The sequence below is a fragment of the Actinoplanes sp. NPDC049802 genome (genome assembly GCF_040656595.1).
Classification (GTDB): domain Bacteria; phylum Actinomycetota; class Actinomycetes; order Mycobacteriales; family Micromonosporaceae; genus Actinoplanes.
In genome coordinates this window covers 32,205-44,329 of sequence record NZ_JBFAMR010000029.1, presented here as the reverse complement: position 1 = coordinate 44,329, position 12,125 = coordinate 32,205, and the positions used below count along the sequence as shown (strand labels likewise).

At 69.8% G+C, this 12,125-nt stretch carries 11 protein-coding genes and 1 other RNA gene; 2 read left to right on the top strand and 10 right to left on the bottom strand.

Going from position 1 to position 12,125, the window contains the following annotated elements:
• Positions 1-17 precede the first annotated feature (17 nt).
• Positions 18-419, top strand: an RNA gene (gene rnpB / locus AB0I88_RS21110) — RNase P RNA component class A.
• A 91-nt stretch (positions 420-510) separates the two neighbouring features.
• Here rnpB and AB0I88_RS21105 read toward each other — a convergent pair.
• A complete protein-coding gene (locus AB0I88_RS21105; protein ID WP_361026848.1) occupies positions 511-1,863 on the bottom strand; it encodes a methyl-accepting chemotaxis protein in 1,353 nt (450 codons plus the stop codon).
• Positions 1,864-2,082: 219 nt separating this feature from the next.
• Positions 2,083-2,811, bottom strand: coding sequence for a hypothetical protein (locus tag AB0I88_RS21100; protein WP_361026845.1), 729 nt, complete (start codon positions 2,809-2,811; stop codon positions 2,083-2,085).
• Positions 2,812-3,089: 278 nt separating this feature from the next.
• Between AB0I88_RS21100 and AB0I88_RS21095 the strand changes: the two genes are divergently transcribed.
• Positions 3,090-3,845 (top strand): DUF6301 family protein, encoded by a 756-nt coding sequence (locus AB0I88_RS21095; RefSeq protein ID WP_361026842.1) that lies wholly within the window; start codon positions 3,090-3,092, stop codon positions 3,843-3,845.
• 189 nt (positions 3,846-4,034) lie between these two features.
• Here AB0I88_RS21095 and mctP read toward each other — a convergent pair whose 3' ends face one another.
• From mctP to AB0I88_RS21055, 8 genes are all read right to left on the bottom strand, one after another.
• On the bottom strand, positions 4,035-5,681 hold the full coding sequence (gene mctP, locus AB0I88_RS21090; RefSeq protein WP_361026839.1) for a monocarboxylate uptake permease MctP: 1,647 nt from the start codon (positions 5,679-5,681) through the stop codon (positions 4,035-4,037).
• Positions 5,682-5,831: 150 nt separating this feature from the next.
• On the bottom strand, positions 5,832-6,047 hold the full coding sequence (locus AB0I88_RS21085; protein ID WP_361026836.1) for a DUF3311 domain-containing protein: 216 nt from the start codon (positions 6,045-6,047) through the stop codon (positions 5,832-5,834).
• 129 nt (positions 6,048-6,176) lie between these two features.
• Complete coding sequence (locus AB0I88_RS21080; RefSeq protein WP_361026833.1) at positions 6,177-7,463, bottom strand: glycoside hydrolase family 18 protein; 1,287 nt, start codon at positions 7,461-7,463, stop codon at positions 6,177-6,179.
• Between the two features lie 82 nt (positions 7,464-7,545).
• The gene (locus AB0I88_RS21075) at positions 7,546-8,640 is read right to left on the bottom strand and encodes a bifunctional RNase H/acid phosphatase (RefSeq protein ID WP_361027010.1); all 1,095 of its coding nucleotides are present in this window, start codon (positions 8,638-8,640) and stop codon (positions 7,546-7,548) included.
• A 5-nt stretch (positions 8,641-8,645) separates the two neighbouring features.
• Positions 8,646-9,380, bottom strand: a complete 735-nt coding sequence (locus AB0I88_RS21070; protein ID WP_361026830.1) for a C4-type zinc ribbon domain-containing protein — start codon at positions 9,378-9,380, stop codon at positions 8,646-8,648.
• The gene (locus tag AB0I88_RS21065) at positions 9,377-10,216 is read right to left on the bottom strand and encodes a Nif3-like dinuclear metal center hexameric protein (protein WP_361026827.1); all 840 of its coding nucleotides are present in this window, start codon (positions 10,214-10,216) and stop codon (positions 9,377-9,379) included. The genes AB0I88_RS21070 and AB0I88_RS21065 overlap by 4 nt, the downstream gene beginning before the upstream one ends.
• A gap of 19 nt (positions 10,217-10,235) precedes the next feature.
• Positions 10,236-10,814 (bottom strand): flavoprotein, encoded by a 579-nt coding sequence (locus tag AB0I88_RS21060; protein WP_361026824.1) that lies wholly within the window; start codon positions 10,812-10,814, stop codon positions 10,236-10,238.
• Positions 10,815-10,863: 49 nt separating this feature from the next.
• Positions 10,864-12,090, bottom strand: a complete 1,227-nt coding sequence (locus tag AB0I88_RS21055) for a helix-turn-helix domain-containing protein (RefSeq protein ID WP_361026821.1) — start codon at positions 12,088-12,090, stop codon at positions 10,864-10,866.
• Positions 12,091-12,125 lie beyond the last annotated feature (35 nt).

The window sequence follows — 12,125 nt, the reverse complement described above, 5'->3', positions numbered from 1 at the left end:
GATGACGGCGCGACGGACGAGTCGGCTGGGCGGCCGCGTCGGTGCCCGCAGGGGCGCCGCCGAGGAACGTCCGGACTCCGCAGAGCAGGGTGGTTGTTAACGGCAACCCGGGGTGACCCGCGGGAAAGTGCCACAGAAAACAGACCGCCTTCCCTTCGGGGAGGGTAAGGGTGAAACGGTGAGGTAAGAGCTCACCAGCACCCCGGGTGACCGGGGTGGCTCGGTAAACCCCACCCGGAGCAAGGCCAAGCAAGGCCCGAGCCGCAAGGCGACGGCCGGCGCAGGCGTTCGAGGGCTGCTCGCCCGAGCCTGCGGGTAGGCTGCTCGAGCCTGCCGGCGACGGCAGGCCTAGATGGATGGCCGCCACCGGCGACCACGGTCACCGGCCACAGAATCCGGCGTACAGGCCGACTCGTCCGCCGCCCTCAAGGTCAAGGCCGTGAGCAGGACGAAGCCCCGGCCCACCTCGTCACCGAGGCGGCCCGGGGCTTCTCTGTACGACCTCGCGGCCTACCACAGGTCGATGGAAGGGCCGGTGGGCTGGTCCGGGGCGAGCTGCCCGGATCCTCGGCTCATCGTGCGGGCGTCCGCGTGCAACGCGCTGATCGCCGTTTGGGCTTCCTTGGCGGACTCGGCCTGCATCTGCACGGCACTGATCACCGTGTCCTGGGCCTGGCTGGCTTGGACGAGCACGGCGTCGATCTGCCCCAGCGCCGTGGTGGCGTCGGTCGCGCCCGTGTCGATCTGCTCGACCACCAGCGCGATCCGCTGGGCGGACGCCGACACCTTCCCGGACAGTTGCTTGACCTCCTCGGCGACCACGCCGAAGCCGCGGCCGGCTTCCCCGGCGCGTTCGGCCTCGATGTTGGCGTTCAACGCCAGCAGCCGGGTCTGGCGGGCCACATCGTCGATCTCCCGGGCCAGTTCGGCGATGTCGGCCGAGGTGATCGTCAGCGAGCCGATGCTGTCGCTGGTCTGTGCGGCGTGCTGTTGCGCGGCGCTCCAGGTCCTGCGGGACTGTGCCACCGAGTATTCGATGGCGACGGTGGTCTGCATGAACTCGGTCATGACCTGCTGTGCCCGGCTGGTGTTGTTCACGACCGACCGGCTCGCCCGGTTCAACGCCTCGATCGTCGAGCTCAGCTGCTCGGACAGCCCGGCCAGTTCGGTGGCGTGCATCGCCGCCTCCTCGGCTGCGGCGTCGTTGGCCTCGGCCAGCTTGCCCTGGAGCCGCAGCTCGATGGCGACCAGCTCGTGGCGCTGCTCGGCGGCGGCCAGTTCCCGGCCGGCCGCAGCTTCCAGGATGGACCAGAAAGCCACCAGGACGGCTACCTCCGCACCGATGTAGGCGGCGTGCAGCAGCGCCCACGGCAGCGGGTTCGCCGCCGCGACCGGGTCGGAGAAGACACTGTTCGGATCCAGGACGCTCATCGTGAAATGGTGTAGGCCGACGAAACCGATCGCCAGCAGCAGCGGTGCCCACGCCTGATACAGCGAGATCACCACGACCACCACCAGGAAGTGCAGGTGCAGATCGGTGCGCCCACCGGACAGGTGCAGTGTCACCGCACACCCCAGCAGCAGGCCCGTGCTGATCAGCAGCGCACGAACCTTCGGCGCGCGGACCAGCCCCTCGGCCAGCAGGCAGAACCCGGACAGCGCGTAGGCCCCCCAGACCAGGCCGTCTTCGCTGTGCTGGTGCGACGGCGACGGCGACGGCGACGGCAGCCACCGCTGCCAGAGCAAGTACAACAGGATGAGAACCGTCTGGGCGGCCAGCACCAGCCGCAACACCCGGTGCCGCGAGGCGAAAACCGCCCGCGGCAGCACAGCGCTGCGCGGCAGTCTCGACAGCAGCGTCACGAAAGTCGCCCACCGGTCACGGCCCCGGACAACCGGCGCTCCAGCTCCGAACCGCCCGGCGAACGGGCCACAACGTTCTCGGCGCTACGCGCGCCCGGCAGCAAAGTGGTCACGGACCCTTCATCGGCCGAACCATTTCCCGGCTGACGCTTTCCCGCCGCCGGGTCCCGACCTGGCCTGCTCACCCGGATCCATCCGCGGCTGCGACCCGCTCGTCCCTCAGGGGGCGCGATGGGCGCCGATCTCCTTGGCGTAGGCGGCCCGGCCCTGGGTGAGCAACTGGTCGAGTTCAGCCTGTTCGAGGACCATCGTCTTCTCCTGCCGGGCCCGCGCCCGTTCGGCGGCGCGGGCCGCCCGGGCGCGGGCGGTCTCCTCGGCGGCGCGGGCCGCGGCGGCGGCGGCCTCCTGTTTGGCGCGGCGGGTGGCGGCGGCTTTCGCGGCGCGGGCCTTGGCCACCTCGGGGTCGAGTTTGCGGTTGGGGTGGACCTCGGTGATGACCGAGACCTCACAGGCCTCGATGGCGGCGAAGTCGGGGCGGATCTTGGCGGCGACCCATTCGACGCCGGCGACCAGGCCGACGACGAGGGCGAAGATGACGCGCAGTCCGAGCGGGCCGGGTGCGGCGAAGTTGACGGCCGCCGAGATGCTCACGACCACGACGAGGATCTTCATGGCGGCGCGTTTGGCGTCGGTGGCCATGCCGGTGGTCTGGGTGATCGTCAGCATGGAGAGCATGGCCAGGTCGAAGACGGCCGGCACGATCCAGGCGAACATGCCGGCGCCGAGGGTGGCCAGATAGTGGGCCTGGTGCAGGTAGCTGGCGGCGAGCGCTCCGGCGAGGATCAGGTTGTTGGCGCGTTTGATGGTCCGGATGGCCCTGAGCATGCCGGGCACCGCGCCCTTGGCGTACTCGGTGGCGAACTGCTGCGTCAGGGTCTCGCTGGGCAACGCTGAACTCCTCCGGGGGTCACGGCGGCTGCCGCGCCGCCGGCTTCGGCGCACGGCCGAGAGCAGGACCAGGACCAGGCCGGGGTACGACGTGAGCGCGCTCGAAGCCGCCAAGAACCGAGCAGGGGTACGGCATGGGAAGCGCCGCTGAATCCGACGCTACCGGAGAAGTCCCGCGACACGGCTCAATACGGAAATTCCTCTCGCGTCCGCGGCTCCGCGACGATGTGACCTTGATGCGCGAGAATGGCCGCCGTGCCGGCGGAACGGGGGTCCTGGTGAGCGCTCTGACGCGGACCGTGACCGCGCTCGCCCGGATCCGCTGGGCCTGGTCGGCGGACGAACTGGAGAAGCTGGTCACGGCAGTCGGCTGGGTCTGGCGTCCCCCGTCGGAGGGGACCGTGAGCTGCCGTTTCGACGCGGACCCGGGCAGCGCTGGAGCGTTCTTCCTCGGCTCGGAGGTGACCGCTCTGTTCCTGAGCCTGACGGTACGGGCGGAAGCGGCCGGGCCGGAGGCGGTGCTGGCCCGGCGCGACGGGTTCCGGGCGGCCGTCGATCAGGTGGCGGAGTCGCTCGGGCCGCCGTCGGTGTTGTCCCCCGGTCCGGATCCGAGCGCCGGCTGGCGGGTGTCCGCGGGAGTGCTGGAGATCGTGGACCGGCCGGGGGTACTGGATCTGTGGTTGCGGCCGGAGCCGCGCCGTGTGCCGCCTTCCCCGATCGTCCCGGCCACGGTGGGCGCGGCCCTGGCGCCGGGACTGGCCGCCGCGGCGGCGTCGCTGCCGGCCGGGACGGTGGTGTTCCTGGTGGACGCGGCCGGACGGGTGCGGACGGAGTTGCGGCAGGCGGAGGGCGGCCTCACCGTGGCGGTGGACGGCGACGAGGTGGTTCTGCCCTGGCCGGCCGCCGGTTCGGCGTACCGGGAACTGGCCTCCGGCCTCGCCGCCCGCTTGGGTGACGAGGCCGGTGAGCTCAGCTACCGATCGGACCGTGAGGTCCCGCACCTGCCGTTACGTCGCGCCCACCCCAGCGTGTGACTTTCCGGCGCGCTGCAAACCCCAACCCCACACACCACCAGCGTGTGACTTTCCGGCGCGCTGCAGACCCCAACCCCACACACCACCAGCGTGTGACTTTCCGGCGCGCTGCAAACCCCAACCCCACACACCACCAGCGTGTGGATTTCGGGCGCGGTGCGCACCCCGAATCCACACGCGCCGGTGGCGTCAGGTTGACGAGATGTTGTCGATGGGGGTGGCGCGTTCGCGTTCGATGCGGGGGTCGCCCTCGTCGGCGAGGTAGTCGTCGGCGGTGGTGCCGTCGACACCCTCGGCCACCTTGGCGGCCCGCAGTGCGAGGGTGACCAGCACCGCGACAAGCGCGTTGACCAGCACCGCCACGAAGCCGACGTAGATCGTCTTGGTGCTGTCGAACCCGAATTCGGACAGCGGGAACGCCGATCCACCGAAGTGCTTGCGGCCGGTGGCGGCGTTGGGGATCTGCCAGAGCATCCAGAATCCGAGGCTCATGCCGGCCGCCCAGCCGGCGACGAGCGCGCCCCGGTGCAGCCATCGGGTGTAGAGGCCGAGGACCACGGCGGGCGCGGTCTGCAGGATGATCACGCCGCCGATCAGCTGGAGATCGATGGAGAACTGCGGGTCGAGGAAGACGATGCAGGCCACCGCCCCGATCTTCACGACCAGCGAGGTGATCTTGGCGACGGTCGCTTCCTGGGAGTGGGTGGCGTCCTTGCGCAGGTACTCCTTGTAGATGTTGCGGGTGAACAGGTTGGCCGCGGCGATCGACATGATGGCGGCCGGGACGAGCGCCCCGATGCCGATGGCGGCGAAGGCGATGCCGGTGAACCAGGCGGGGAACTGCTGGTCGAAGAGGACCGGCACGACGGTGTTGCTGTCCACGCTGCCGGGTTTGGCGCCGGGCAGCGGTTTCACCCCGGCCGCGATGGCCATGTAGCCGAGCAGCGCGATCAGCCCGAGCAGCAGGCTGTAGGCGGGCAGCGCCGACATGTTGCGTTTGATGACGTCCCGGTTCCTGCTGGCCAGCACGCCGGTGATGCTGTGCGGGTAGAGGAACAGCGCGAGCGCCGACCCGAGCGCCAGGGTGAAGTACTGCACCTGGTTGTTGGCGTTGAGGGTGATGCCGTCGTTGGGCGCCGGTGACGCCTGGAACTTCGCGTCGGCGGCGTCGAAGATGGCGTTCCAGCCGCCCAGTTTGTAGGGCAGCCACAGCACCGCCACCAGGATCACGATGTAGATCAGCGTGTCCTTGACGAAGGCGATCAGCGCGGGCGCCCGCAGCCCGGACTGGTAGGTGTAGGCGGCCAGGATCGCGAACGCCACGATGATCGGCAGGTGCCGGGCGATCGTGCTCTCCCCGGTGACGCCCATCGTCTTGAGCACCGCTTCGATGCCGATCAACTGGAGGGCGATGTACGGCATGGTCGCCACGATCCCGGTGACGGCGACGACCAGAGCGAGGGTCGGCGAGTCGAAGCGGGTGCGCACGAAGTCGGCCGGGGTGACGAAGCCGTGCCGGTGCGACACCGACCAGAGCCGGATCAGGATGAGGAAGAACAGCGGGTAGATGATCACGGTGTAGGGCACCGCGAAGAACCCGGCCGCTCCGGCGCCGAAGATCAGCGCGGGCACCGCGACGAAGGTGTACGCCGTGTAGAGGTCACCACCGATCAGGAACCAGGTGATCCAGCCGCCGAAGCTGCGGCCGCCCAGCCCCCACTCGTCGAGGTGGGCCATGTCCTGTGGGGCCCGCCATCGGGACGCCACGAAGCCCATCCCGCTGACCAGCAGGAACAGGGCGGTGAAGATGACGATCTCAGTGATGTGCCCGCTCATGCCGGCCCTCCGCTGCGCTCCGGGCCGTCATGAGTTTCAGCACTGAACTCGATGATTCGCTCACTTCGTTCGCTCATGCCGGCCCTCCGCTGCGCTCCGGGCCGTCATGAGTTTCAGCACTGAGCCTGATGATTCGCTCACTTCGTTCGCTCATGACCGCCGCCTCTTGGTCATCTGGTAGACGACGGTCGTGGTGCCGACGCCGAGCAGGATGAAGGCGAGCTGCAGCCAGTAGAAGAGCGGGAATCCGGCGATCCGCGGCTCGTCGTGGTTGTAGAGGAAGGTCAGCAGCGGTACCACGATCGGCACCAGGAGCAGCCAGTTCCAGGGACTTCTATCGGTTCGGGGACGTTCCGGCTCAGCCATGGGTCTCCTCAGTCACTTCCGTCGCATGTGCGTTACGTCACGCTAACGAGACATCGGAGAATCGGGCGATCCCCTATGCGCCGAACGGGCGAGGCGGTGCGCCGAAAGGGCACACCGCCTCGCGACGTTTCAGCGCAGGCCGGCGGAGATGGCCTTGGTGAGCGAGGCGTTCTCGTCGTCGCCGTCGAGGGACCACATCATCGCGCCACCCAGGCCCCTGGCCCGGATGTAGAGCGTCTTCTGCAGCATCACGGCCGGGTCGTCGTACGTCCAGAAGGTGTTGCCGTCGAAGAGCCAGGCGTGACCGTTGCGCAGGTCCCGGTGCACGGTGAAGCCTTGCGCGGGCAGCTTCTTGAGCGTCTTCCAGTCCTCGGTGCCGTTGGCGAAGACGCCCGGCGCCGGGCCGGCGGCCGGCTGGAAGAGGCCGTTGCCGGTGCCGGTGACCCCGGTCCAGCCCTGCGAGTAGTAGGGCACGCCGAGCACCAGCTTGCGCTTCGGGGCACCGCCGGCGATCCACGCGTTGATCGTGTTCTCCACCGAGAAGTCCGGGTCGTCCGGCGCCCCGGCGGGCACACGCAGCGCCGACTGCTGGTTGGTGACCGGCTCCCAGGTGCCGTGGAAGTCGTAGCCCTGCACGGTGGCGAAGTCCAGGTACCGGAAGATCTTGCTGACTTCGAAGCCGGCCGTGATCTTCGCGGGCGCCGCCGGGACGAACGCGGTGAGCAGGTACTTCTTCCGGTCGGCCCGGGCGAGCCGGTCGAGCTGGGCCCGGAACTCCGCAGCGAGCAGCGTGAAGTTCTGCTTGTCCTCGGGCCGGATGACGTTGCCGACCTCACCGGACGAGCCGGGCCACTCCCAGTCCAGGTCGATGCCGTCGAAGACACCGGCGGCCACACCCTCGGGCAGCCCGGTCAGGTTGCCTTTGATCCACAGGTCGAGGCAGGAGCTGACCAGCTTCTTGCGGGAGGCGTCGGTGAGGGCCGCGTCCGAGAAGTACTTGGACCCGGACCAGCCGCCGAGCGAGATGAGCGCCTTGAGCTTCGGGTTCCTCGCCTTGAGCTCGGCGATCTGGTTGAGGTTGCCGGCGTAGGGCTGGCCGGCCACGTCGGCGACGCCGTCCACGCTGTTCTCCGCGGAGAACGGCGTCTGCCAGTCGGCCCACGGGTCGGCGGAGGCGCACACGCCGTCCGCGGTGACCGGGCCGAAAGCGTAGTTGAGGTGGGTCAGCCGGGCGGCCGCACCGGAATTCTGCACGTCGGCGAGCTGGAAGTTTCGGCCGTAGATACCCCATTGCGTGAAGTACGCGACCTTGGCATATGAATCGTCGGAATGTGCCTGTGCGGGAGCGGGTGCGCCGGCCACGACGGTCGAGGCGACAGCCACCCCGGCGAGGAGGCGGCGGGTGAAACCACGCATGAGCCCTCCAGGGGCGAAACGTTGAAGAAAGTTTCCTAATTGAGGAAGCTAAACGTCCCGCCCTGCGAGGGTCAATATCTACTCAGCGAAGATGCGCCGTCTCGTTCACCGAACGCACCGCGATGTTCCCGTCCGGCCACACATCCATCGTCGACACACCGGCCGCGTCCAGGAACAACCGGTGCAGGAAGGCATCGCCCGCCGCCAGCGCGTCCCGCAGGATCAACTTGATCGGCGACACATGCGAGACGACGACCACAACCTTTCCCGGGTACGCGCTGAGCACCGCCGCCATCGCACCCCGCACCCGTTTCGCGACCGCCTGGAACGACTCCCCGCCCGGCGGCGCCACACTGGTCGACGCCAGCCAGGCGGCCATCTCGTCCGGCCACCGTTCCTGCACCTCCGCGAAGGTCTTCGCCTCCCACAGGCCGAAGTCGCACTCGATCAGATCGTCCACCACGGTCACCGGCACGCCACCGGCCTCGGCCGCGATCAGCTCGGCGGTACGCGTACACCGGGAAAGGGGTGAGGAAAGCACCGCCGCGACGTCGCGGGAAATGCCCGCCACCCGCCCGGCCGCGGCCATCGCCTGCGCCTCGCCCTCGTCGGTGAGCGGCACGTCACCGCGCCCCGAATAACGGCCCTGCGCGGTCAGCGGAGTCGCGCCGTGCCGGACCAGGATGATCCGGGTCGCGTTCTCCAGAGTGGCCGGCGGCGCCCACGACTTCGGCGCCTCCGCCTTCGTGGGAGCGGCCTTCGCCGGGGCCGCACCGGACGCCTCGTCCATCGCCCGGTTGGCCAGCTCGTCGGCCGCCTTGTTGCGTTCCCGCGGAATCCACTCGTAGGTCACCCCGGCGAACCTGCCGACCAGCGCGGCGGCCTCCGCGGCGAGCGGGCGCAGACCCGCGTTCTTGATCTGCCAGCGGCCGGACATCTGCTCGATGACCAGCTTGGAGTCCATCCTGACGGCGACCCGCTCGGCGCCCAGCTCGGCGGCCGCCGCGAGACCCGCGATCAAGCCCGAGTACTCCGCCACGTTGTTGGTGGCGACACCGAGCGAGGCATAACGCTCGGCCAGGAGCTCACCGGAGACGGCGTCCCGGACCACCGCGCCGTAACCGGCCGGGCCCGGATTGCCGCGCGACCCGCCGTCCGCCTCGATGATCACCCGCAGACCGGTCACAGGCCGGACTCCGAGGTACGCACCATGATCCGGCGGCACTCCTCACAGCGGACCACGTCATCCTTCGGCGCCGACTTCACCCGGTTCAGGTCGGCGCCGTACAGCTCGATCCGGCAGGCGCCACACCGCCCGGCATACACCAGGGCAGCGCCCATCCCGGTCTCGGTACGGATCTTGTCGTACAGGGTGACCAGGTCGGACGGCAGGTCGGCGGCGAGCGGAACCCGGGACTGGTTCTTGAACTCCAGCTCCTTGGCGATCTCCGCGTTCGCCTCGTCGCGACGGCGCTCGGCGTCGGCACGCCGGCCGACCGCGGCCGACAGCCGGCCCTGCACCTCGGTCAGCGCCGCCTCCGCGGTCTCCCGCTGCTCCATCAGCTCCAGCTCGGCGTCCTCCAGCTCGGACTGCCGCCGGTTCAGCGTGGTCAGCTCGTGCTGAAGACCCTCGACCTCGCGCAGCGAACCGCCCGCGTCCAGCCGCTTCCGGTCCTTGTCCTTACGCTGCCGGACCTGGTCGATGTCCCTCTCCAGCCGGGCGATGTCCCGGTCCAGGTCGTCGACAACCACCTGGGCACGAACCCGCTCGTCCTCCAGCGCGGAGATCTCGCGCGCCACCGCGTCGATCTCGGCCAGCTCCGGCAGCGACTTACGCCGGTGAGCGAGCTGGGCCAGGGTGGTGTCGATCGCCTGCAGATCGAGCAGACGGCGCTGGGCTTCCGGGGCGGCCTTCACGGGCGGATCTCCAAATCGTCGCGATTCGCATGAACGGTCCAGGGGTCGGTGTCCAGATCTGACACCACCACGTCGACGGGGAACGACTCGCGCAGCCAGGCCGCCACGTCGTCGAGCCAGGGACGCTCGCTCGCCCAGTGTGCGACGTCGAGCAGCGCCGGGCCCCCGGCGGCGAGATGCTCGCTCACCGGATGATGCCGCAGGTCCGCGCAAAGGTACGCGTCGACGCCGGCCCGGGTCGCGTCGGGCAGGAAGGAATCGCCCGCGCCGCCACAGACCGCGACCGTCCGCACGATCCGCTGCGGGTCACCGGCGGAACGCACCCCGGCCGAGGTGGCGGGCAGCCGCTCAGCGGCGAGCCGGGTCAGCTTCTCCAACGTGAGCGGCTCGGGCAGCACACCGATCCGGCCCAGACCACGACCGTCACCGGCGGCCGCTCCCTCGGCGGGCGCCAGCGGGCGCAGGCCGGTCAGACCGAGACGGGCGGCGAGCGCGTCGGAGACGCCGGGATTGGCCACGTCGGCGTTGGTGTGCGCGGTGTAGAGCGCCACACCGGCCCGGATCAACCGGTGCACTATCCGGCCCTTGTACGTGTCCGGCGCGATCGACGAAACCGGCTTCAAGAACAGCGGATGATGCGCGACGATCAGGTCGGCACCCAGGTCGACTGCCTGCTCCACGGTCTCCGGCACACAGTCGACGACGCACAGGACACGACTGACGGGGTGGTCGAACTCGCCGAGCACCAAGCCGACCCGGTCCCAGGACTCCGCCCAGTTCCGCGGGTATCGCGTGTCGAGGGCGTCCACCACGGTCCGGACGGTTGAGTCGGTCACGAGGGCTGAGCCTATACCGCTAGGTGACCGCCCCCGGCTCGACTCGGGCGGCGACCGGGTTGCTTACCGCCTGCAGCGCTCGCCGCCACGGGAACTGCCCCCGGAACCGATCGGTCTGACCGGGACCGCCGAGGCGGCACACGTCCTCGCCGTACAGGACGTGCACCCCCCAGTCGCGGAGTTTCGCGAGGCTCTCGTGCAGCGCCGGATGCAGGGCCATGACCTTGTTGGTGTACGGCACGACGGCGATCGGGACGCCGTAGCCGTACGCCTCGACGAGAAGGCCGAGCACCAGGGTGTCGGTGATCCCGGCAGCCCACTTGTTGACCGTGTTGACCGTGGCGGGCGCCACGATCATCGCGTCCGCCTGCGGCAGCGCGTCCGGGTCGCCGGGACTCTTGTACGCGGAACGCACCGGATGCCCCGTCTGCGCCTGAAGAGCCGCCACGTCGACGAACTTGCGGCCGTCCGGAGTGGTGATCACGCACACGTCCCAGCCCTCGTTCTGGGCGAGAGTGACGAGGATCCCGACGTCGCGGGCCATCGGTGAGCCGCACACCAGCACATACAGCACACCGGGTGAGGGGTTACCCGCCATCACGTGCAGTCCCCCCGCCCGCCGCCCATGAGCGGACTGAAGGCTCCCCTCATACACCGACTCCCATCTGTTCAGCCAGCTCCGCGATAGGAGCCGGCGGCGTGCCCCGGGTACGCCGGAGCACATCGGAAAGGACCTCGTGGGCGAGCGGCCGGCAGCGGATCTCCGACGGGGCGAGCCGGTCGCCCTCGAGCAGCATCTCGCCGGCCCTCTCGACGTCGCCGATCTGCGTGTAGCCGCGCGCGATGTCGAGGTAGTGGTGGGCCCGCCGCTCCGGAAGCAGAGCGTGGAACCCGCTCTGGTCCATGCTCAGATGTGTCTCCACCGCCTGTTTCCCGTCGCCGAGCTCGACCGCGGTCGCGCAGCGGTGCAGCTGCACGTTGGTCGGCCCGAAGCTGGTCCAGTAGTGGTTGAAGTCGCCGCCCAGCTCCAGCGCGGCCTGGTCGGCCCCGCAGAGCAGGTCGCGCACGGTCGCGCTGTCGCCGATCCGGGCGGCCGCCATGGCCCCGTTGAGCAGCAGCATCCCGTAGACCGAGAGCTGCTCCTGGCGGGGCCGCTCCGGGCCGGGCGCCAGGCGGTTGGCGATGTTGACGTTGACCTCGAGCGACGGCCGGACCCGGCCGAGCGCGAGCAGGGCGCTGCCCACCCGGTAACTGGCCAGCCCGGCCAGCAACTGGTCACCGGCCCGCTGGGAGACGGCGATCGAACGGTCCGCGGCGAGCCAGGACAGCTCGTGCTCGCCGACCTTGCGCAGCGCCGACGAGGCGATCTGGTACACCTGGCCGAGCAGGTGCGCGGCATGCGACGCCTCGTCGCTGTTGGCGTGGGCGCTGTCCGCCGCCTGGGCGTCGCGGAGCAGCTTGGGCAGGGCGCGCGCCAGGACCCCGTACTTGGCGTGCTGATAGGTCAGCCAGGCGTGGCTGACGGCCTTGCGCATCTCCGCGAGCGGCGGCGAGTGCGGCACCGCCTGGAAGAACGCGCTCATCTGGTCGTACCGCTCGAGAGCGGCACGGATCTCCTCGACCTCGACCTGGTCTATGCAGTTCTGGGTCTCGGGCTTGCGCTCCACCTCTTTGCCCAGCAGCAGCTGGACATCGACCTGAAGCACGTCAGCGATGTCGTACACGACTGAGAACTTGTCGAGCCGGCGGACCCCCCGCTCCACCTTGTCGACCCAGCTCTTCGATTTACCCAGCCGGTCCGCGAAGACCTGCTGGGACATTTTGCGTCGGCCCCGCCAGTAGGCGACGCGGCGGCCGATCGGCAGCTCGTCCACGGTGCCTCCCCACTCGACCGGCGGCCCCTCCGCCG

Bases quoted from the DNA above. Each gene is read 5' to 3' on its own strand.
- AB0I88_RS21085 (WP_361026836.1), bottom strand. From the start codon at position 6,047: ATGGCTGAGCCGGAACGTCCCCGAACCGATAGAAGTCCCTGGAACTGG.
- AB0I88_RS21080 (WP_361026833.1), bottom strand. From the start codon at position 7,463: ATGCGTGGTTTCACCCGCCGCCTCCTCGCCGGGGTGGCTGTCGCCTCG.
- mctP (WP_361026839.1), bottom strand. From the start codon at position 5,681: ATGAGCGGGCACATCACTGAGATCGTCATCTTCACCGCCCTGTTCCTG.
- AB0I88_RS21060 (WP_361026824.1), bottom strand. From the start codon at position 10,814: ATGGCGGGTAACCCCTCACCCGGTGTGCTGTATGTGCTGGTGTGCGGC.